We start from the raw sequence: 18,988 nt of genomic DNA on the forward strand, positions 1-18,988 counted from the left end.
GCCGCGGGCGCGGAACCGTTCGCGCAGCGATGCTCGTGCACCACGCGCAGCACGGGCGGGGGAGGACGAAAGTCGGATGAGGCTGTCGGCGGGTCTTTGTAGGGTCCTCGCTGTGACGGATTCCATGATCCTGGCTCGGGGGCTGCGCAAGTCGTTCGGCGACTTCGAGGCGGTCCGGGGCATCGACGTCGACGTACGCCGCGGCGAGGCGTTCGGCTTCCTCGGTCCCAACGGCGCCGGCAAGTCCTCGACGATGCGGATGGTCGCGGCGGTCTCGCCGGCGAGCGCCGGCGAGCTGCGGATCCTCGGCCTGGACCCGGCCGTCGACGGCCCGGCGATCCGCGCCCGGATCGGGGTCTGCCCCCAGGAGGACACCCTCGACACCGAGCTGACCGTGCGCGACAACCTCTACGTCTACGGCCGCTACTTCGGGCTGCCACGCAAGGAGGTGCGCTCGCGGGTCGACGAGCTGCTGGAGTTCGTGCAGCTGACCGACAAGTCCGGCGCCAGCGTCGAGGACCTCTCCGGCGGCATGAAGCGGCGGTTGACGATCGCCCGCTCGCTGATCAACCGGCCCGAGGTGCTGCTGCTCGACGAGCCCACCACGGGCCTGGACCCGCAGGCGCGCCACGTCGTGTGGGAGCGGTTGTTCCGGCTCAAGCAGCAGGGCGTCACGCTGGTGCTCACCACCCACTACATGGACGAGGCCGAGCAGCTGTGCGACCGGCTGGTCGTGATGGACAAGGGCGTGATCGTCGCCGAGGGCTCGCCCCTCGAGCTGATCCGTGCCCACTCCACCCGCGAGGTCGCCGAGCTCCGGTTCGGGGTCGCCGAGGTGGGGGAGAGTCACGAGGCGCTGGCAGAGAAGGTCGCCGACCTCGGCGACCGCGTCGAGGTGCTGCCGGACCGGCTGCTGGTCTACAGCGAGGACGGCGAGGAGGTCATCGCCAAGGTGCACGAGCGCGGCCTCGAGCCCGCGGCGGTGCTGGTCCGCCGGTCCACCCTCGAGGACGTCTTCCTGCGCCTCACCGGTCGGACGCTGGTCGACTGATGGCCGGCCTCGACCACCCGGCGGCGTCCTCCGCTCCGGCCAACGCGCTCGCCGGCGCCGGTCGCCTCCTCGACTACTGGGCGATCGCCTACAAGCGGACCTGGAAGGGCAGCGCCATCTCGTCCTTCGTGACGCCGCTGCTCTACGTGCTGGCGATGGGCGTGCTGCTCGGCGGCTTCATCCAGGGCGACCCCGACCAGCTCGAGGGTGCGACGTCCTACCTCGCCTTCGTCGCGCCGGGCATGGTCGCCGCGCAGGCGATGACGACGGTCTTCGGCGAGGTCACCTACCCGGTGATGGGCATGATCAAGTGGAACAAGTCCTACTTCGGCATGATCGCCAGCCCGCTGGGCGTGCGCGACGTGATCCTGGCCCACCTCGGCTTCGTCCTGTTCCGGGTCGCCCTGACCTGCGCGGTCTTCCTGGCGGTGATGGCGCCGTTCGGTGTCTTCGAGTCGGTCCCGGGCGTGATCGGGGCGTTCTTCGTGCAGCTGCTGATCGGGGCGGCCTTCGCGACCCCCATCTACGCGTTCACGGCCGGGCTCAAGGACGAGAGTGCGTTCGCCCTGGTGTTCCGCCTCGGGATGATCCCGCTCTTCCTCTTCTCCGGGGCGTTCTTCCCGATCAGCAACCTCGACGCGTGGATGGAGGCGCTGGCCCGGGTGACGCCGCTGTGGCACGGCGTCGACCTGACCCGGATGCTCACCCTCGGTGAGGTCGACTGGCCGATGGCCGCCGTCCACGTCGCCTACCTGGTGGCGCTGACCCTGGCCGGCTGGTTCTGGGCCGTCCACCGGCTCTCGAAGAGGATGGTGTCCTAGCCATGGCGATGCTGACCACGAGCGTGGGCCGCGCGGCCGCCTCCCCGATCTCGGCCACCGACGCCACCTGGCTGCTGGTCTACCGCAACTACCTGGCCTACCGGCGGGCCTGGTACATCTTCGTCAGCGGCTTCCTCGAGCCGGTCTTCTACCTCTTCTCGATCGGCGTCGGCGTCGGCCAGCTGGTCACCGGCTTCGAGTTCAACGGCCAGCAGATCCCGTACGCCGAGTTCGTGGCGCCCGGGATGCTCGCGGCGTCGGCGATGAACGGCTCCCTGCTCGACTCGACGTTCAACTTCTTCTTCAAGCTCAAGTACAACAAGCTCTTCGACCAGATGCTGGCCACGCCGCTGTCCACGATGGACATCGCCCGAGGTGAGCTCAGCTGGTCGTTGCTGCGGGGCGGGATCTACTCCGCCGCGTTCCTGCTGGTGATGGTCGCCATGGGGCTGGTGAGCTCCTGGTGGGCGGTGCTGGTGGTGCCGGCGACGCTCCTGATCGGACTCGCGTTCGGCGGCATCTGCATGGCGCTGACGACGTTCATGCGCAGCTGGCAGGACTTCGAGTTCGTCACCCTGGCGACGCTGCCGATGTTCCTGTTCTCCGCCACGTTCTTCCCGGTCACCGCATTCCCGCCGGTGGTCCGGTGGATCGTGGAGTGCACCCCGCTCTACCGCGGCGTGGTGCTGTGCCGCGAGCTCACGACCGGTGCGGTCTCGTGGGGCTCGCTGGTCTCCGTGGTCTACCTCGTGGCGATGGGACTGGTCGGACTGATGATCGTGCGCCGGCGTCTCGACGCGCTGCTGCTCACCTGACGTCGATCAGCCGAGCCGCAGCTCGAAGAGCTCGGTGTCGATCCAGCGGCCGAGCTTGTGGCCGACGTCGTGCAGCACCCCGACGGAGGAGAACCCGCACGCCCGGTGCAGGGCGCGGCTCGCGTCGTTCGGCAACGCGACCACGGCCACCGCCAGGCGCACGTCGTCGGCGCGCAGCGCGGCCAGCAGCGCGTCGTACAGGCTGCGCCCGAGGCCGCGACCACGGGCCTCGCCTGCGAGGTAGACCGAGGTCTCCCGGGTGCGGGCGTAGGCGGCGCGCGGGCGGTACGACGACGAGTACGCGTACCCGAGCACCCGCCCGTCGTCCTCGGCCACCAGCACGTGGTCGCCGGGGTGGGTGCTGTCGACGCGGACCCGCCAGTAGTCCAGGTCCGGCGGCTCGGTCGCGAACGTCGAGATCCCGTGCAGGACCTCGACGTCGTAGATCGCCTTGATCCCGGGGAGGTCCTGCTCGGTCGCGGGGCGGATCGGCATGGCCGAAAGGTACCCAAGGCTGGCAGGAATGCTCGCGGCGTCGCCGTCGGACAGTTGGGAGGATGACCGCCATGTCGCTGCCACGGGTCGAGCCCGACACCAAGGACTGGACGTGGGTGCTCCGCGAGCCCTGCCCGGACTGCCGCTTCGTCGCCGCCGACGTGCCGGTCGATGCGCTGGCCGGGTCCCTGCGCGCCAACGCCGCGGCCTGGCCGGCGCACCTGGCCGGGCCGCACGCCCGGACCCGGCCGCGACCCGACGTGTGGTCCCCGCTGGAGTACGCCTGCCACGTGCGCGACGTGCACCGCGACTTCGACGAGCGGGTGCGGTCGATGGTCGAGGAGGTGGAGCCGCGCTTCGCCAACTGGGACCAGGACGAGACCGCGGTCGAGAGCCACTACGGGCAGCAGGACCCGGCCGCGGTGGCAGGAGAGCTGGTCGCCGCCGCCGAGGCGGTGGCCCGGCGCTACGCAGCGGTCACGGGTGACACGTGGCAGCGGCGGGGGTTCCGCAGCGACGGCAGCGAGTTCACCGTGGCCAGCCTGGGTCGCTACCACCTGCACGACGTGGTGCACCACGCCCACGACATCGCCGTCGCGGCGCGGGCCGCGACGGTGGCGGCGTACGACGCCTCCGCTTCTGCCTACCGCGACGGCACCACCGCTCGGCCCGCGCCGGTGGAGGAGGTGCTGCACCGGTTCGTCGCGCGGCTGCCGGAGGGGGCACGGGTCCTCGAAGTGGGCAGCGGGCCGGGCCGGGACGCCCTGGCGCTCGAGTCGCTCGGCACGAGCGTGCGGCGCACCGACGTGTCGCCGGGGTTCGTGGAGCTGATGCGGGCGGCGGGGCACGGGGCGGAGCTGCTGGACCCGCTGACCGACGACCTGGCCGACCACGAGCGCGGGGGAGCGGCGTACGACGGTGTGTGGGCCAGCGCCTGCCTCCTGCACGTGGCCCGCGCCGACCTGCCGGTGGTGCTGGGGCGGCTGGCCGCGGTGACCCGGCCCGGGGGTACCCTCCACGTCTCGCTCAAGGAGGGCGACGGCGAGGTCTGGTCCACCCACGGCAACGTGGCCGATCCGCGACTCTTCGTGTTCTGGCGCGAGGGGCCGCTCCGGGACGCGCTGGAGGCGGCCAGCTGGGACGTGGACGAGCTCCGTCGTCACGACGGCCTGCGAGGTGAGAGGTGGCTCGGCGTGCTGGCCACCAGGAAGGACGCATGAGGCACACGGAGTTCTGGGCCCGGATGGAGTCGGCGCTGGGGGTCGCGTACGCGCGCTCGTGGGCCGACCAGTTCGTGATGAGCGACCTCGGCGGCCGCACCGCCTCGGAGGCGCTGGACGCGGGGGTCCCGCCCAAGGAGGTCTGGGCGGCGGTCTGGCGGGCCCTGAACCTGCCGCCCTCGGAGCGATGAGCGCTCCCGACAGCGCACCGTCGGCGACCGACCACCTCGCCGCCGCCCAGCGGCGCACGCTCGTCACGCTGGTGGTGGCCCAGGCGGTGGGCGCCATGGGCATCACCATCGGCATCGCCACGGCGTCGCTGCTGGCCCGCGACCTCTCCGGCTCCGAGCAGCAGGCCGGCCTCGCGCAGACCTGCCAGGTGCTCGGCGCCGCGGTCGCGTCCTGGCTGCTGGCGCGGCTGATGTCGCGTCGTGGTCGTCGGGTCGGGCTCGTGCTCGGCTACGTGCTCGGCGCCTGCGGTGCGGTGCTGGCCGTGCTCTCCGGCGTGGTCGGCTCGATGGCGCTGCTGCTGGTCGGCGCGATCCTGCTCGGGGCCACGACCGCGGCCAACAGCGGGTCCCGCTACGCCGCCACCGACCTCGCCCTCGCCCAGCACCGGGCGCGGGCGCTGTCCACGGTGGTCTGGGCCTCGACGATCGGCGCGGTCGCCGGACCGAACCTGACCGGGCCGGCCGGAGCGCTCGCCCGGCAGCTCGGCATCCCGGAGCTGACCGGGCCGTTCGCGCTGGGCAGCGTCGGGATGGTCGGCGCCGCGGTCGTCATCGCCCTGTTCCTGCGACCCGACCCGCTGCTGCTGGCGCGCGAGGCCGCCGGAGTGAGCGCGGCGAGCCCGTCCGGGACGTCTTGGAGCCGGGTCGTGGCGGCGCTGCGGGAGCGCCCGGTCCTCGTCTACGCCATCGCCGGCCTGGCCGCCGCGCACGCGGTGATGGTCTCGGTGATGGTGATGACGCCGCTGCACATGGAGCACGGCGGCGCCGAGCTGCGCGTCATCGGCATCGTCATCAGCGTGCACGTGCTCGGCATGTTCGCGTTCTCGCCGTTGGTCGGCATGGCGGCGGACCGTCAGGGACGGGCCGTCACGCTGGCGGTCGGCGCAGGGCTGCTGGCCGTCTCGCTGGTGCTCTGCGCCCAGTCGCCCGAGGGCAGCTCCTGGCAGATCTTCGCCGGCCTGTTCCTGCTCGGGCTGGGCTGGTCGTTCGCGACGGTGTCGGCCTCCACCCTCATCGCCGACCACGCCCCGCTCGAGGTGCGCCCGGACGTCCAGGGTGCCGCCGACCTCGTCATGGGCGTGACGGCCGCGGCGGCCGGCGGCCTGGCCGGGGTCGTCGTCGGCACGTGGGGCTACGCCACCCTCGCCTGGCTGTCCGCGGCCCTGGTCTCGGCAGTGGTGGTGTCCGCGGTCGGTTCACGCCGGCTGGCAGAGTGACGGGCATGACCAGCAGCGACTCCGTGGGCATCGCCGTCATCGGCGGCACCGGCTTCTACTCCTTCCTCGACGACCCCGAGGAGCGGGTCGTCGAGACGCCGTACGGCGTCCCGTCGGCGCCGATCGCGGTCGGGACCGTCGGGGGCCGCCGGGTGGCGTTCCTGCCCCGGCACGGGACCGGGCACGAGTTCCCGCCGCACCGGATCAACTACCGCGCGAACCTGTGGGCGCTGCGCTCGCTCGGCGTCCGTCAGGTCCTCGCGCCGTGTGCGGTCGGCGGCCTGCGCGACGAGGTGGCGCCCGGCGACGTGGTCGTGCCCGACCAGCTGGTCGACCGCACCAGCGGACGCATCCAGACCTTCGTCGAGACCGGGGCGATCCACCTGCCCTTCGCCGACCCGTACTGTCCGCGGCTCTCCACCGCGGTCGCTGCCGCCGATGCGGGCGTCGGGGTGGGCGGCACCATGGTGGTGATCGAGGGCCCGCGCTTCTCCACGCGCGCAGAGTCGCGCCACTACGCGGCCCGGGGCTGGACGCTGATCAACATGACCGGCCACCCCGAGGCCGTCCTGGCCCGGGAGATGCGGCAGTGCTACGTCCCGATCGCGCTGGTCACCGACATGGACGCCGGTGTCGAGGTCGGTTCGGGTGTCGGGCAGGAGGAGGTCTTCGCGCTGTTCCGCGAGAACCTCGAGCGGCTCAAGGGGCTCCTGACCCGCACCATCGAGAACCTGCCCGGACCCGACGGCTGCACCTGCTCGACCTGGGCCGACGACATGGAGCTGACCTACGACGTGCCGGGAGCCCACGCGTGAAGGTGCTGCTGACCGGCTCCGCCGGCTTCATCGGTACGGCGGTCGGCGCGCAGCTCGAGGCCGCCGGCGACGAGGTCGTGCGGGTCGACCTGATGCTGGACAAGGCGCACGGCGCCGCCGAGCCGCCGCCCGGCACGCACCGGCTGGACGTCCGCGACGCCGGCGCCTGGGGCGACCTGCTCCGTGGCGTGGACGTCGTGTGCCACCAGGCCGCGGTCGTCGGTGCCGGGGTGACGGTGGCCGACCTGCCCGACTACGCCGGCCACAACGACTACGGCACGGCGGTGCTGCTCGCCGCGATGCACGAGGCAGGGGTGGACCGGCTGGTGCTGGCTTCCTCGATGGTGGTCTACGGCGAGGGGCGCTACGCCTGCCCCGAGCACGGCGTCCAGTCGCCGCCCCCGCGCGCGGTGGCGGCCCTGGAGGACGGCGACTTCGAGAACCACTGCCCGCGCTGCGACGCCTCGCTCGGGTGGGAGCTGGTCGACGAGGACGCACGGCTCGACCCGCGCAGCTCCTACGCCGCAAGCAAGGTGGCGCAGGAGCACTACGCCTCGGCCTGGGTGCGGCAGGCCGACGCCTCGGCGGTGGCGCTGAGGTACCACAACGTCTACGGGCCGGGGATGCCGCGGGACACGCCGTACTCCGGCGTCGCCGCGATGTTCCGCTCCAGCCTGGAGCGCGGCGAGGCGCCGCGCGTGTTCGAGGACGGCGAGCAGATGCGCGACTTCGTGCACGTCTCCGACGTCGCGGTGGCCAACGTGGCGGCGCTCCGCGTGGTCACCGGCGAGGGGCGCGGGCGGTTCGCGGCGTACAACGTCTGCTCGGGCGAGCCCGTCGCGATCCGCCGGGTCGCCGACCTGGTCGCGGCGGGCACCGGCCGCGACATCGCGCCCGAGGTCACCGGCGGCTACCGCCTCGGGGACGTCCGGCACATCGTGGCCTCGCCGGAGCGCGCCCGGGCCGAGCTCGGCTTCTCCGCGGCGGTGCGGCCCGAGCAGGGCCTGCGTGAGTTCGCCACGGCGCCGCTGCGGGCGTGAACCGGCCATCCCTACCGAGGTCTGGGTAGGTCGCCGCCCGATCGCCGGGTCCCCGGACACCGCGACCTACGGTCGCAGGACAGGCAGGACGTGAACCATGGCGACGGGAGCCAACCATGTCCGTTCGGGTGTCAGCGACCATGCTCGTGGCCTCCGCGGCGCTGTTCGTGGGGTCGGCACTGGTCTGGGGTGGGCCACACGCCTCCGGAGCAGGGCCGGACAACACGCCACCGACGCTGCAGGTGACTCCGCAGTTCCAGGTCGGCGCTCAGGTCACGCGGCTCGGCGCCTACGTCTGCGAGGACGCGGGCGAGTTCACGCGCGTGCCCTACCTCGTGAAGTACTCCGCGTCGGACCCGTCCGGGGTGCCGCGCTTCAACCGCTGGCAGGTCACCGACGACGGAGACCCGGGCAGCAGCATCTTCTACGCCAGCTACGAGGACGACCCCTGGCGCGACACGATGACCGACTACACCGGCGAGTGCGGCGGTGGGTCCCTGGAGACCGCCGAGTGGGCGGTCACGGCGTACGACGGTGCTGACAACGCCAAGTACGTCAGCTCGGGCGTCGCACGGCCGCACGTCTACCAGCAGAACGGCGTGTCCGGAGCCCTCGAGCCGGACTCCGTCCCCATGAGCAGGACGGGCACCTGGACGACGTCCACCTGCGTCTGCGCCTCCGGTGGGTCGCAGATGTCCACCACGCAGTCCGGCGCCACCGCGACGTACACGATGTCGGCCGGTGCCGGAGGTGAGGAGCTCGCGCTCGTGATGGCGCAGGGGCCTGGACGGGGGAGCTTCCAGGTCCGGGTGGACGGTGCCACGGTCGCGACCGTCGACTCCCGGGCCGCCACGAACCGGAACCGCGTCATCGTCTGGCGAGGGGTCGTCGCCGCCGGGACCCACACCCTCGCCGTCCGCAACCTGGCGACCGCGGGTCGACCGCGCATCGACGTCGACGCGGTGCTGAGTCACTCGTAGCGGGCGCGCCGCGACGTCATACGTTCCGGTCGCTCCCGCCGCCGCTCAGTACGACGTCCCGCGCAGCGTCATACGGTCCGGTCGCCGGGTCGACCACCTCGTACGACGTCCCGCGCGACCGCGCAACGTCGTTCGGTCCGGTTGCCGGGACGACCACCCCGTATGACGTCCCGCGCAACGTCGTACGGTCCGGTTGCCGGGACGACCGGCCCGTATGACGTCCCAGCGGTGCGACACGAGCTCACCAGCTCGTGTAGAGCAGGTGCTGCACGACCAGCGCGGTGACGAGCTGGAGCGCGAGGCCGGGGCGGCGCCAGCGCTCGGGCAGGGCCACCACCGAGAGCAGCAGCCACGGCACGAACGGCAGCCAGATCCGCTCGACCTCGGCCTTGCTCATCCGCGACACGTCGGCGACCAGGACCACGACCGCGAAGGCGGCGACCAGCACCAGGACCTGTCGCGGGGTCTCGCGGAACCGGGTCACGAGCGCGCCGAGCCCGGCGCCCAGCAGCGGCCCGGCGCAGATGACCAGTGCCGCGAGGTCGCCCCACAGCCAGTACGACGCGGGGCGGTCCGCGGCGATGCCGTCCCAGTAGCGGTCGTTCAGGACGGGGTAGGCGTCCCAGAGCGCGAAGCCGCCCAGGGCGAAGGCGAGTGCGACGCCGAGGGCGCTCGCGGCGGCGATCGGCAGCGGGCGCCAGGACCGGGCCAGCCACAGCACGGCGAGGGCGGGCAGGGCGAGCAGCGCGAGGCCGTAGGACATCAGCACCGAAGACCCCAGCAGCAGCCCGGCCAGCAGCGACCAGCCCACCATCGGTCCCGGTCCGCGGGCGGACGCTGCGAGCGCGAGGGTGGCGAGCCCCCAGGCCGCGACGGCCGCGAACAGCGCGTCCGCCGAGACGGCCATGAACACCGCCGCGGGCGCGAGCACGACGTACGGCGCGGCCGTGCGCGCCGCGGTCTCGGCACCGAGGGCACGCAGGCAGACCAGCACCGCGACCGCCGTGCTGGCGGCCACGAGGGTCACCACCAGACCGGCGGCGTAGTCGCCCCCGAGCCCGACCCGGTCCAGGCCCACGAAGACCAGCAGCGCCCCCGGCGGGTGGCCGGCGACGTGCGTCGGCCAGTTGTCCGGCGCGGCGTACGGGATCCGGTCCACGAACTCCTGCAGCATCGCGTGCACGTCGGTGGTCGTGCGCGCGGTCTGCAGGTACTCGTCGTCGTTGCCGAGCACGCGCGAGATCCCCGAGGAGCCGTCCACGTACGCGAGCGAGAGCAGCCACGCCAGCCCGGCGGCGTACGACGTCGCGAGCAGCCCGCGCCAGGGCAGCCGCCGTGACAGCGACCCGGCGTACCCCCAGGCGAGCAGCGCCAGCACGACCGCGGGGAGCGTCCCGGGACCGACGCCGGGGTCCCAGAACCCGTGCAGCGGTGGCAGGACCCGGTCGCCGTGCAGCCGGGCCCGGACGTCCCAGTCGAGCAGTGGAGGCACGGCCAGCGCGACGGCGACGAGCAGGAGCGCGGCCCCGAGGCCGAGCCACGGAGCGACGGCGCGGTGGGTGACCGCGGGGGCGCGCAGCTCGGTGGTCGCCATGCCCGTCACCCTAGGCGGGGTGCCCCGACCCATCCGGTTCCGGCGAGGCCCGTCACGACTCCGTAAGCATTGGTGCCCCTGCGCCCACCCCTGGTGCCTCTACCGTCGAGGCCATGGAGCCCGTCTGCGACCTCGTCCTCCCTTGCCGAGACGAGGCACCCGCCCTGGCAACGCTCCTCCCGCGCGTGCCGGACGCGTTCGTGGTGATCGTGGTCGACAACGGCTCACGCGACGGCACCGCCCGGGTGGCCCGGGAGCTGGGCGCCACGGTGGTCGTCGAGGACGTCCCGGGGTACGGCGCCGCCGTGCACGCCGGTCTGCTCGCCGCCCGTCACGACCACGTGGCTTTCATGGACGGTGACGGATCCTTCGACCCCGACGAGCTGCTCCCGATGCTGGACGACGTGCGCGCCGGCCGGGCCGACATCGCGGTCGGTCGACGGCGTCCGGTCCGGTCCGGGGTCTGGCCCTGGCACGCCCGCGCCGGCAACGCCCTGATCGTGGCGTGGCTGCGCCGACGGATCGGGATGCCGGCCCGCGACATCGCCCCGATGCGGGTCTGCCGCCGGGTCGACCTCCTGGCGCTGGACGTGCAGGACCGGCGATTCGGCTACCCGGTCGAGCTGCTGGACAAGGCGACCCGAGCCGGCTGGCGCTTCTCCGAGCGCGAGGTGTCCTACCACCCGCGGGCCGAGGGGACGCGCTCCAAGGTCTCGGGGTCCGTGCGCGGCACCGTCCGCACCGCCAGGGACTTCTGGAAGGTGCTCTCGTGACCGGCCCGCGGATCCTCGTGCTGGCCAAGTCCCCGGTGGCCGGTCGGGTCAAGACCCGGCTGGGTGCCCACGTCGGGCTCGACGAGGCGGCGGCGATCGCCGCCGCCGCGCTGCTGGACACGCTGCGCGCCTGCACCGAGGCGGTCGGCGCGAGGTCCTGCCACCTCGCCCTCGCCGGCGACCTGCGCGACGGGGTCCGCGGCGACGAGGTCACCCGCGCACTCGACGGGTGGACGGTGCGGCCCCAGCGCGGCCGGGGGTTCGCGGCGCGGCTGGTGAACGCCCACCTCGACCTCGCGACGGGCACCGGCCCCGTGGTCCAGATCGGCATGGACACCCCGCAGGTCACCCCGCAGCTGCTCGTCGACGCCGCCCGCGGCACCATCGAGTACGACGCCGTGCTGGGCCCGGCGGAGGACGGCGGGTGGTGGGTGCTCGCCCTCGACGACCCTCGCCACGCCGCGGCCGTCGCCGACGTGGAGATGTCCACGCCGCGCACCCACGACGACACCCGTGAGGCCCTCACCGGCGCCGGCCTGCGCGTGGGCACGACCACGGTGCTGCGCGACGTGGACACCGCGGCCGACGCGGACGCGGTGCTCGCGCAGGCTCCGGACGGCCACTTCGCACGCGCCTGGAGCGCCGTACGGAGCGTGCGCCCGTGAGCACCGACTTCTCGCCGGTCGACGACGTGCGCGACGAGGGCCTCGACGAGTCCTTCTCCGCTGTCTTCGCCCGCGCGCTGCAGGGAGACCCCTGCGAGGTGGTCGGCGTCGGGCAGGAGCCCCAGCCGCTCCCGGTGGCCAGCTGGACCGGAGCGGCGGACGCCACCGACGCGACGATGCTCGCCCACTGCGTGGGTCCCACGCTCGACATCGGGTGCGGACCCGGTCGGCTCACCGCCGGCCTCGCGGAGCTGGGCCACGTGGTGCTGGGCATCGACGTGGTGCACGAGGCCGTGCGGCAGACCCGGGAGCGCGGCGTCAGCGCGATCGTGCGCGACGTCTTCGACGCCCTGCCGGGGGAGGGACGCTGGTGCAGCGCGCTGCTGGCCGACGGCAACGTCGGCATCGGCGGCGACCCGGTCGCGCTGCTGCGGCGCGTGCGGCAGCTGCTCGACCCGCGCGGCCGGGTGGTGGTCGAGCTCTCCCCGCCGGGCGCGGGCGTGCACTCGATGTGGGCCGTCCTGCACTCCGGGGCGTCCCGGTCCCGCCCGTTCCGCTGGGCGGTGGTGGGCGTCGACGCGATCGCCGAGGTCGCCGCCGCCGCGGGGCTGGCCGTGCAGGGCACCCATGCCTGCGCCGGCCGCTGGTTCGCGGTGCTGGAGGACCCGACATGAGGATCCCCGCCGACTCCGACTTCACCTCGCGGCTGCGCAGCGCGGCCGTCACCGCCCGGGTCGGCCTGTGGCTCGGGATCTGCTTCGGCGTCGCCTTCGTGACCGGGGTGATCAGCCACTACGCGCAGGTCCCCGACCAGCCGGTGCCCTTCCCGACCAGCCCGGCCTGGGGCTACCGGCTCACCCAGGGCCTGCACGTCGTCGCCGGCACCGCCGCCGTGCCGCTGCTGCTGGTGAAGCTGTGGACCGTCTACCCGCGGCTGTTCCTCCGGCCTCCGCGAGGCCTGCGGAAGCTGGCGATCGAGGGCGCCGAGCGGGCGTCGATCGCGGTGCTCGTCGCGGCGGCGATCTTCCAGCTGGCCTCGGGCCTGGCCAACGCCGCCCAGTGGTACCCGTGGGCCTTCTCCTTCCGCGCCACCCACTACGCCGTCGGCTGGGTGGCGATCGGCGCCCTCGTGGTGCACGTCGCGGTCAAGCTCCCGGTGATCCGACAGGCGCTGGGAGCCGACGTGGAGTCCACCGCCCTCGACCGGGCCGGGGCTGTCGAGCCCGGCGCGCTCACCCGGCGCGGCCTGCTGCGCACCACGTGGCTGGCGGGCGGCGTCGCCGTGCTGGCCACCGCCGGCAGCACGGTGCCGCTCCTGCGCCGGGTCTCCGTGCTCGGCGTGCGCTCGGGCGACGGGCCGGGCGGGGTGCCGGTCAACAAGTCCGCCCGCGCCGCCGGCGTCACCGCGACCGCCACCGACCCATCGTACCGCCTCACCGTGGCGTACGCCGACCGCGAGGTCACCCTGGACCGCGCCCGGCTCGAGGCCATGGAGCAGGCCACCCACAGCCTGCCGATCGCGTGCGTCGAGGGGTGGAGCGCCGGCGCGACCTGGACCGGCGTGCGGGTCCGCGACCTGCTCGACCTCGTCGGGGCGCCGCGGGGGAGCGACGTGCTGGTCGTCTCCCTGCAGGAGCACGGCCCCTACCGCCAGACGCTGCTGCAGTCGGGCTTCGCCGACGACGACCGGACCCTACTGGCGCTGCGGTTGCACGGCGAGACCCTGGCGATCGACCACGGCTACCCGTGCCGACTGATCGCGCCCGACCGGCCCGGGGTGCTGCAGACGAAGTGGGTACGCCGGCTGGAGGTGCAGGCGTGACCGCGCGACTGCTCACGGGCACGGTCGGCGTGCTGATCGGTGCGTACGGCGTGTGGTTGCTGCTGAGCCGCCAGGACGCAGGCCGGCTCGGGGACGCCGCGACCTGGCTGGCCGCCGGTGTCGTGCTGCACGACGTGGTGCTCGCACCCCTGGTCCTCGTCCTGGCCGCGATCGCCGTCCGCGCCCTCCCGTGGGCGGCGCGCGGCCCGGCGACGGTCGCGCTCGTCGTGCTCGGCAGCGTGACGCTGCTGGCGGTCCCGGTGCTCGGCCGCTTCGGTGCGCGGGCGGACAACCCGACGCTGCTTGACCGTCCCTACGTCGCCGGCTGGCTGGTCCTTGCCACACTGGTGCTGGTGGCCGCGGTCGTCGCCACCGTGGTGCGCGCTCGACGTGCGGGTGCCGCTCCGAGCCGGGGAAGGAGGCCGCGTGTCGAGGGTCCTCGTCGTTGACGACGACCACACCGTGCGCGAGGTGGTCGTGTCCTACCTGCGCGCCCACGGCCACGACGTGCTCGACGTCGGGGACGGTGAGGCGGCCCTCGTCTCGATGCGGGACGCGCCCGCCGACCTCGTGGTCCTCGACCTGATGCTGCCCGGCATCGACGGGCTCGAGGTGTGCCGACGGCTGCGGGAGACCGGCGACGTGCCGGTGATCATGCTGACCGCGCTCGGCAGCGAGACCGACCGCGTGGTCGGTCTCGAGCTGGGCGCGGACGACTACGTCACCAAGCCGTTCAGTCCCCGCGAGCTGGCGCTGCGGGTCGACTCGGTGCTGCGGCGTACGGAGACGGCTCCGGCCGCGCCCGAGCTGCTCACCGACGGCGACCTGGTCGTCGACGGTGCCCGCCACACCGTGACCCGGGCGGGCAGCCCGCTGGCGCTGACCGCCCGCGAGTTCGACCTGCTGCGCTTCCTGGTCGCCCACCCGGGGGTCGCGTTCTCCCGCGACGACCTGCTCCAACAGGTGTGGGGCTGGTCGATCGGGGACAGGTCGACGGTGACCGTGCACGTGCGGCGGCTGCGCGAGAAGGTCGAGCGCGACCCCACGAGGCCCGAGCGCCTGCTCACCGTGTGGGGCGTGGGCTATCGCTGGGAGGCTGCCGGATGAGCTCCGACCAGCTGCAGATCGTCCTGGTGTCCGCCGCCAGCGCCGCCGCCGTGGGCGCCGTCGGGCTCGGCGTCGCCTGGCTGCTGCGGCACCGCTCGATCCGCTGGCAGCTCGGGCTGGTGGCGCTGGTCGCGGTGCTGTCGGTGCTGGCGGGCGTCCTGGCCACGTCCGAGCTGATGTTCATCTCCGACCACGACTGGGGCGTGGTGAGCCTGGTCGCCCTGGTCGCCGGCGTCGTCGCGGTGGCGGTCGCGCTCGCGCTCGGCGCAGCCATCGTGCACTGGTCGGCCGCGCTGCGCGAGGAGGCCCGGCGGATGGCGGAGCACGGACGCTTCGTCGCCGGCAGCCGCGGGCCCAGCGAGTTCCAGGCGCTCTCCGAGGAGCTGGCCCGCACCAGCGAGCGTCTCGAGGAGGCGCGCGTCCGGGCGGCCCGGCTCGAGGAGTCGCGGCGCGAGCTGGTCTCGTGGGTCTCGCACGACCTGCGTACGCCGCTCGCCGGGATGCGTGCGATGACCGAGGCGCTCGAGGACGGGCTGGCCGCCGACCCCGCCCGCTACCACCGTCAGATCCGCGCCGAGGTGGACCGCATGGTGCGGATGGTCGACGACCTCTTCGAGCTCTCCCGCATCCACGCCGGGGTGCTGCGGCTCAGCCCCGAGGCGGTGGTGCTCGGCGACCTGGTCAGCGAGGCCATCGCCGGCGCGGACCCGGTGGCACGCGCCAGGCGGGTGCGCCTCGGAGGGACGGTCGAGGAGGGCGTCGAGGTGACCGCCGACCCCGCCGGGCTGTCCCGCGTCGTCTCGAACCTGGTCATGAACGCGATCCGGCACACCCCGGCCGACGGAGTGGTCGAGATCCACGGGCGCGCGGTGGCCGAGGGGGTCGAGCTGAGCGTCGTGGACGGGTGCGGTGGCCTGACCGCCGACGAGATGGCGCGCGTCTTCGACGTCGCCTGGCAGGGGGGAGCGGCGCGCACCCCCGACCCCGACGACTCCTCGCACGCCCGGGGCGCCGGGCTCGGCCTGGCCATCGTCAAGGGCATCGTCGAGGCCCACCGGGGGCAGGTGGAGGTCGAGAACGTCGCCGACGGACCGACCGCTGCCGGCTGCCGGTTCCGGGTGGTGCTCCCACGGGTGCCGGGCGAGTCGTCGCGCGAGCCGGTCGCCGACCCCGCCTGAGCCGTCGTACGCCGCCGCCGGCGGTGCCCTGCCCGGGGGAATAGCCCATTTGGGGGGTTCGCTCGTGCCGGGATCGACGAAGAGTGGAGCCGTGGAGGAACGGGGGTTCTCGGACCACGGCGACGGCACCGACGAGCCGTCGGCGTGGCTGGGCGACCACGCCTACGACGCGTGGACGGACGAGGAGGAGGTCCCGGACGGGGACTACCTCCGGGACGACGCCGTTCCCGCGTCGGCCGGCGACGCTGCCCCGGACGAGGACCTCGAGTGGGGCGACGACTGGGACCAGCTCCTCGACGATGACTGGGTCGAGGCACCCGACGAGGACTGGGTCGAAGCACCCGACGGGGACTGGGCCGAGGGGCCCGGGGAGGTCTGGGTCGAGTCAGCCGACGACGCGCACGGGGCTGCGCGGTGGTGGCTGAGCCCGGCGTTCTTCGCCGGCGCGCTCGCCGGGATGCTGGTCGTGGCCCTGGTCTGGTCGCTCGCCGCCGCGGGGTCCGACGGGGAGTCCCGCGCTCCTGCGAACGCCGCCGCGTCGCGCAGGGACCCGGCGCCGTCAACGACTCCGTCGACCACCCCGACGGACGCCCCGACGACGACCGCCACGACGACAGCTGAGCAGCGGCGCGAGGAGCAGTGCGCCGATGCTGCCGCGGCCCTGCACGGCGCGCTCCGCGCCGCCGCGCCCGCCCTGGACCAGTGGGAGGTGCACGTGGGCGCCATGAACCAGCTCGTCTCCGGCGCCATCAGCCTGCAGCAGGCGACGCAGTTCTGGAACCGGACGCGCGTCGGGGCGCACCAGCGCCTGGCCCGGTTCCGGGCCGCCGACCGGGGCCTCGCCGACCGGGCCGGGGCCTGCGCCCCGGCGGACGGACAGGAGGACGCCTCCGCCGCCCTGCGTTCCTGTGCCCGCGTCGTGGCCCACGACCAGCAGGCGCTGGACGCCGCGCGGACGTCGATCGACACCTGGGAGCACCACGTGCACGACATGGAGATGCTCCGGTCGGGACGTCTCTCACCGACGGCGGCGACGCAGATGTGGCTGGCCAGCTGGAAGCAGGGCGTCCGGGAGCCGGACGCCTACCACGCGACGCTGCACGCCCGGCAGTCCCAGTTGTGCGGCGGCTGACAACGGCGACGCACGCGGCCGAGCCTCGGCACCCGACACGCCCATCACGCCTACGTGAGTCGAACACGTGTTCGGGCTAGGGTGTGTCCACAGGTGACGCGCAGGTCGACGTCGTCCCCAGCAGTCCGGCCCCGGACCGGCACTGTCGGCGGTCCCGTCTAGCGTCTCGCACGACGATGAACACGACGACGACATCCCAGACGAAGCGACCACGACGTGGGGCGGGGAAGCCCCCGAAGGAGAAGAACGACATGGCTGGTGGAGACCGCGACAAGGCTCTCGACACCGCGCTCGCCAACATCGAGCGCCAGTTCGGCAAGGGTTCGGTCATGCGGCTCGGCGACGAGACGCGCGCCCCGCTCGAGATCATCCCGACCGGCTCGATCGCGCTCGACGTGGCGCTCGGGCTCGGCGGTCTGCCCCGCGGCCGCGTGGTGGAGATCTACGGCCCGGAGTCCTCCGGAAAGACGACGGTCGCCCTGCACGCGGTGGCCAACGCCCAGCGTGCCGGCGGCATCGTGGCGTTCATCGACGCCGAGCACGCCCTCGACCCGGAGTACGCGAAGAACCTCGGCGTCGACACCGACGCGCTGCTGGTCTCCCAGCCCGACTCCGGTGAGCAGGCGCTGGAGATCGCCGACATGCTGATCCGCTCCGGTGCGCTCGACCTGATCGTCATCGACTCGGTGGCCGCCCTGGTGCCCCGCGCCGAGATCGAGGGCGAGATGGGTGACAGCCACGTCGGCCTGCAGGCCCGGCTGATGAGCCAGGCGCTGCGCAAGATGACCGGTGCCCTGAACAACTCCAAGACCACCGCGATCTTCATCAACCAGCTGCGCGAGAAGATCGGCGTGATGTTCGGCTCCCCGGAGACCACGACCGGTGGTCGGGCGCTGAAGTTCTACTCCTCGGTCCGCCTCGACGTGCGTCGCATCGAGACGCTCAAGGACGGCACCGACATGGTCGGCAACCGCACCCGCGTCAAGGTCGTCAAGAACAAGGTCGCCCCGCCGTTCAAGCAGGCCGAGTTCGACATCATGTACGGCAAGGGCATCAGCCGCGAGGGTGGCCTGATCGACGTCGGCGTGGAGGCGGGCCTGGTCCGCAAGGCCGGTGCCTGGTACACCTACGAGGGCGACCAGCTCGGCCAGGGCAAGGAGAACGCCCGCAACTTCCTGCGCGACAACCCCGACCTGGCCAACGAGCTCGAGAAGAAGATCCTCGAGAAGCTCGGCGTGGGCCCGACGGTCGACGCCGAGGCCCCCGCCGACCCGCTGGGTGTCGATGACTTCTGAGTCCCGCAGGACCCGTTCGTCGGGCTTCGACGACGATCGGCCCGCGCCCTCGTGGGCCGGAGACGTCACCGCCGGGGTGGACGCGTGGACGCAGCGCGCGGCCACGCCCGCCCCGGCGGATGTCGGGGCCGAGCGGACGTCGTCGCGGCGCGGCGAGCGGCCGGGCCGGCGGCGGGCCGGACGGACGGATCCACCCCCACCCGACCCGAAGGCGGGCGGGCCGGAGGCCGATCCCGAGTCGGTCGCCCGCAAGATCCTGCTGGACCAGCTGACCGGCCAGGCCCGCAGCCGCAAGGAGCTCGGCGACAAGCTCGCGGCCAAGAACGTCCCCGCCGAGATCGCGACCCGGCTGCTCGACCGCTTCGAAGAGGTCGGCCTGGTCGACGACGAGGCGTTCGCCCGGTCGTGGATCGCCAGCCGACAGCCCGGCAAGGGGCTGGCCCGCCGGGCCCTCGCCCAGGAGCTGCGACGCAAGGGTGTCGACGACGAGGTCGCCCGCGAGGCGCTCGACGAGATCGAGCCGGCGGCCGAGGAGGAGGCGGCTCGGGCACTGGTCCGCAAGAAGCTGCGCTCCCTGGCCCGGGTCGACGACACCACCGCCACCCGCCGCCTCGTGGGGATGCTCGCGCGCAAGGGCTACGGCTCGGGCCTGGCCTTCGCGGTGGTCCGCGAGGAGCTCGCGGCGAGCGGTCGCGACCACGATGAGGACCTCCCCGGCCCGGGGCTCTGACAGTGCGG

Annotated in this window: 21 protein-coding genes; 19 read left to right on the forward strand and 2 right to left on the reverse strand. The window is 73.6% G+C overall.

The features are described from left to right. The first annotated feature begins 112 nt into the window (after window positions 1–112). The 3 genes from ACZ43H_RS05925 to ACZ43H_RS05935 are packed head-to-tail and all read left to right on the forward strand — an operon-like array spanning window position 113 to window position 2,687. The gene (locus ACZ43H_RS05925) at window positions 113–1,051 is read left to right on the forward strand and encodes an ABC transporter ATP-binding protein (RefSeq protein ID WP_464588527.1); all 939 of its coding nucleotides are present in this window, start codon (window positions 113–115) and stop codon (window positions 1,049–1,051) included. Next, a complete protein-coding gene (locus tag ACZ43H_RS05930; RefSeq protein ID WP_464588529.1) occupies window positions 1,051–1,872 on the forward strand; it encodes an ABC transporter permease in 822 nt (273 codons plus the stop codon). The genes ACZ43H_RS05925 and ACZ43H_RS05930 overlap by 1 nt, the downstream gene beginning before the upstream one ends. Before the next feature lie 2 nt (window positions 1,873–1,874). Next, the gene (locus tag ACZ43H_RS05935) at window positions 1,875–2,687 is read left to right on the forward strand and encodes an ABC transporter permease (RefSeq protein ID WP_464588531.1); all 813 of its coding nucleotides are present in this window, start codon (window positions 1,875–1,877) and stop codon (window positions 2,685–2,687) included. Between the two features lie 6 nt (window positions 2,688–2,693). Here the strand turns inward: ACZ43H_RS05935 and ACZ43H_RS05940 are convergent, their stop codons facing one another. Next, window positions 2,694–3,182, reverse strand: a complete 489-nt coding sequence (locus tag ACZ43H_RS05940; RefSeq protein WP_464588532.1) for an N-acetyltransferase family protein — start codon at window positions 3,180–3,182, stop codon at window positions 2,694–2,696. 71 nt (window positions 3,183–3,253) lie between these two features. Between ACZ43H_RS05940 and ACZ43H_RS05945 the strand changes: the two genes are divergently transcribed. The 6 genes from ACZ43H_RS05945 (at window position 3,254) to ACZ43H_RS05970 (ending at window position 8,684) form a co-directional block, all read left to right on the forward strand. After that, the gene (locus ACZ43H_RS05945; protein WP_464588534.1) at window positions 3,254–4,402 is read left to right on the forward strand and encodes a class I SAM-dependent methyltransferase; all 1,149 of its coding nucleotides are present in this window, start codon (window positions 3,254–3,256) and stop codon (window positions 4,400–4,402) included. Continuing rightward, a complete protein-coding gene (locus ACZ43H_RS05950; RefSeq protein ID WP_464588536.1) occupies window positions 4,399–4,593 on the forward strand; it encodes a DUF3046 domain-containing protein in 195 nt (64 codons plus the stop codon). Before ACZ43H_RS05945 ends, ACZ43H_RS05950 begins: the two co-directional genes overlap by 4 nt. Continuing rightward, window positions 4,590–5,849, forward strand: coding sequence for an MFS transporter (locus ACZ43H_RS05955; RefSeq protein WP_464588538.1), 1,260 nt, complete (start codon window positions 4,590–4,592; stop codon window positions 5,847–5,849). Before ACZ43H_RS05950 ends, ACZ43H_RS05955 begins: the two co-directional genes overlap by 4 nt. Window positions 5,850–5,854: 5 nt before the next feature. Further along, entirely contained in the window at window positions 5,855–6,664 is an 810-nt protein-coding gene (locus tag ACZ43H_RS05960; protein ID WP_464588540.1) for an S-methyl-5'-thioadenosine phosphorylase, read from the forward strand. After that, complete coding sequence (locus ACZ43H_RS05965) at window positions 6,661–7,704, forward strand: NAD-dependent epimerase/dehydratase family protein (RefSeq protein ID WP_464588542.1); 1,044 nt, start codon at window positions 6,661–6,663, stop codon at window positions 7,702–7,704. Before ACZ43H_RS05960 ends, ACZ43H_RS05965 begins: the two co-directional genes overlap by 4 nt. Before the next feature lie 116 nt (window positions 7,705–7,820). Beyond that, on the forward strand, window positions 7,821–8,684 hold the full coding sequence (locus ACZ43H_RS05970; RefSeq protein WP_464588544.1) for a hypothetical protein: 864 nt from the start codon (window positions 7,821–7,823) through the stop codon (window positions 8,682–8,684). A gap of 241 nt (window positions 8,685–8,925) precedes the next feature. On the opposite strand, the gene ACZ43H_RS05975 is transcribed toward ACZ43H_RS05970, so the two are convergent. Then, on the reverse strand, window positions 8,926–10,278 hold the full coding sequence (locus tag ACZ43H_RS05975; protein ID WP_464588545.1) for a hypothetical protein: 1,353 nt from the start codon (window positions 10,276–10,278) through the stop codon (window positions 8,926–8,928). Between the two features lie 113 nt (window positions 10,279–10,391). On the opposite strand from ACZ43H_RS05975, the gene ACZ43H_RS05980 reads away from it, so the two are divergent. The 10 genes from ACZ43H_RS05980 to ACZ43H_RS06025 all read left to right on the forward strand — a co-directional run bounded on the left by ACZ43H_RS05980 (window position 10,392) and on the right by ACZ43H_RS06025 (window position 18,980). Beyond that, a complete protein-coding gene (locus ACZ43H_RS05980) occupies window positions 10,392–11,051 on the forward strand; it encodes a glycosyltransferase family 2 protein (protein ID WP_464588547.1) in 660 nt (219 codons plus the stop codon). Then, window positions 11,048–11,716, forward strand: a complete 669-nt coding sequence (locus tag ACZ43H_RS05985) for a TIGR04282 family arsenosugar biosynthesis glycosyltransferase (protein WP_464588548.1) — start codon at window positions 11,048–11,050, stop codon at window positions 11,714–11,716. The genes ACZ43H_RS05980 and ACZ43H_RS05985 overlap by 4 nt, the downstream gene beginning before the upstream one ends. After that, complete coding sequence (locus tag ACZ43H_RS05990; RefSeq protein ID WP_464588550.1) at window positions 11,713–12,390, forward strand: class I SAM-dependent methyltransferase; 678 nt, start codon at window positions 11,713–11,715, stop codon at window positions 12,388–12,390. The genes ACZ43H_RS05985 and ACZ43H_RS05990 overlap by 4 nt, the downstream gene beginning before the upstream one ends. Next, window positions 12,387–13,538, forward strand: a complete 1,152-nt coding sequence (locus tag ACZ43H_RS05995) for a molybdopterin-dependent oxidoreductase (RefSeq protein ID WP_464588551.1) — start codon at window positions 12,387–12,389, stop codon at window positions 13,536–13,538. The genes ACZ43H_RS05990 and ACZ43H_RS05995 overlap by 4 nt, the downstream gene beginning before the upstream one ends. Beyond that, window positions 13,535–13,987 carry a hypothetical protein gene (locus ACZ43H_RS06000; RefSeq protein ID WP_464588553.1) on the forward strand — a complete coding sequence of 151 codons (453 nt, stop codon included), beginning with the start codon at window positions 13,535–13,537 and terminating at the stop codon, window positions 13,985–13,987. The genes ACZ43H_RS05995 and ACZ43H_RS06000 overlap by 4 nt, the downstream gene beginning before the upstream one ends. After that, entirely contained in the window at window positions 13,965–14,645 is a 681-nt protein-coding gene (locus ACZ43H_RS06005; RefSeq protein ID WP_464588555.1) for a response regulator, read from the forward strand. The genes ACZ43H_RS06000 and ACZ43H_RS06005 overlap by 23 nt, the downstream gene beginning before the upstream one ends. Next, the gene (locus ACZ43H_RS06010) at window positions 14,642–15,823 is read left to right on the forward strand and encodes a sensor histidine kinase (protein WP_464588557.1); all 1,182 of its coding nucleotides are present in this window, start codon (window positions 14,642–14,644) and stop codon (window positions 15,821–15,823) included. The genes ACZ43H_RS06005 and ACZ43H_RS06010 overlap by 4 nt, the downstream gene beginning before the upstream one ends. A 91-nt stretch (window positions 15,824–15,914) precedes the next feature. Then, window positions 15,915–16,955, forward strand: coding sequence for a hypothetical protein (locus ACZ43H_RS06015; RefSeq protein WP_464588558.1), 1,041 nt, complete (start codon window positions 15,915–15,917; stop codon window positions 16,953–16,955). A 251-nt stretch (window positions 16,956–17,206) separates the two neighbouring features. Further along, window positions 17,207–18,250, forward strand: coding sequence for a recombinase RecA (recA, locus tag ACZ43H_RS06020; RefSeq protein WP_464588560.1), 1,044 nt, complete (start codon window positions 17,207–17,209; stop codon window positions 18,248–18,250). After that, window positions 18,240–18,980: a regulatory protein RecX gene (locus ACZ43H_RS06025; protein WP_464588561.1), complete on the forward strand. Its 741-nt coding sequence runs from the start codon at window positions 18,240–18,242 to the stop codon at window positions 18,978–18,980. Before recA ends, ACZ43H_RS06025 begins: the two co-directional genes overlap by 11 nt. The last annotated feature ends 8 nt before the right edge of the window (window positions 18,981–18,988 follow it).

The organism is Nocardioides sp. DN36 (genome assembly GCF_055380375.1).

Bases quoted from the DNA above. Each gene is read 5' to 3' on its own strand.
- ACZ43H_RS05930 (WP_464588529.1), top strand. From the start codon at position 1,051: ATGGCCGGCCTCGACCACCCGGCGGCGTCCTCCGCTCCGGCCAACGCG.
- ACZ43H_RS05935 (WP_464588531.1), top strand. From the start codon at position 1,875: ATGGCGATGCTGACCACGAGCGTGGGCCGCGCGGCCGCCTCCCCGATC.
- ACZ43H_RS05940 (WP_464588532.1), bottom strand. From the start codon at position 3,182: ATGCCGATCCGCCCCGCGACCGAGCAGGACCTCCCCGGGATCAAGGCG.
- ACZ43H_RS05945 (WP_464588534.1), top strand. From the start codon at position 3,254: ATGTCGCTGCCACGGGTCGAGCCCGACACCAAGGACTGGACGTGGGTG.
- ACZ43H_RS05950 (WP_464588536.1), top strand. From the start codon at position 4,399: ATGAGGCACACGGAGTTCTGGGCCCGGATGGAGTCGGCGCTGGGGGTC.
- ACZ43H_RS05955 (WP_464588538.1), top strand. From the start codon at position 4,590: ATGAGCGCTCCCGACAGCGCACCGTCGGCGACCGACCACCTCGCCGCC.
- ACZ43H_RS05960 (WP_464588540.1), top strand. From the start codon at position 5,855: ATGACCAGCAGCGACTCCGTGGGCATCGCCGTCATCGGCGGCACCGGC.
- ACZ43H_RS05970 (WP_464588544.1), top strand. From the start codon at position 7,821: ATGTCCGTTCGGGTGTCAGCGACCATGCTCGTGGCCTCCGCGGCGCTG.
- ACZ43H_RS05975 (WP_464588545.1), bottom strand. From the start codon at position 10,278: ATGGCGACCACCGAGCTGCGCGCCCCCGCGGTCACCCACCGCGCCGTC.
- ACZ43H_RS05980 (WP_464588547.1), top strand. From the start codon at position 10,392: ATGGAGCCCGTCTGCGACCTCGTCCTCCCTTGCCGAGACGAGGCACCC.
- ACZ43H_RS05995 (WP_464588551.1), top strand. From the start codon at position 12,387: ATGAGGATCCCCGCCGACTCCGACTTCACCTCGCGGCTGCGCAGCGCG.
- ACZ43H_RS06010 (WP_464588557.1), top strand. From the start codon at position 14,642: ATGAGCTCCGACCAGCTGCAGATCGTCCTGGTGTCCGCCGCCAGCGCC.
- recA (WP_464588560.1), top strand. From the start codon at position 17,207: ATGGCTGGTGGAGACCGCGACAAGGCTCTCGACACCGCGCTCGCCAAC.
- ACZ43H_RS06025 (WP_464588561.1), top strand. From the start codon at position 18,240: ATGACTTCTGAGTCCCGCAGGACCCGTTCGTCGGGCTTCGACGACGAT.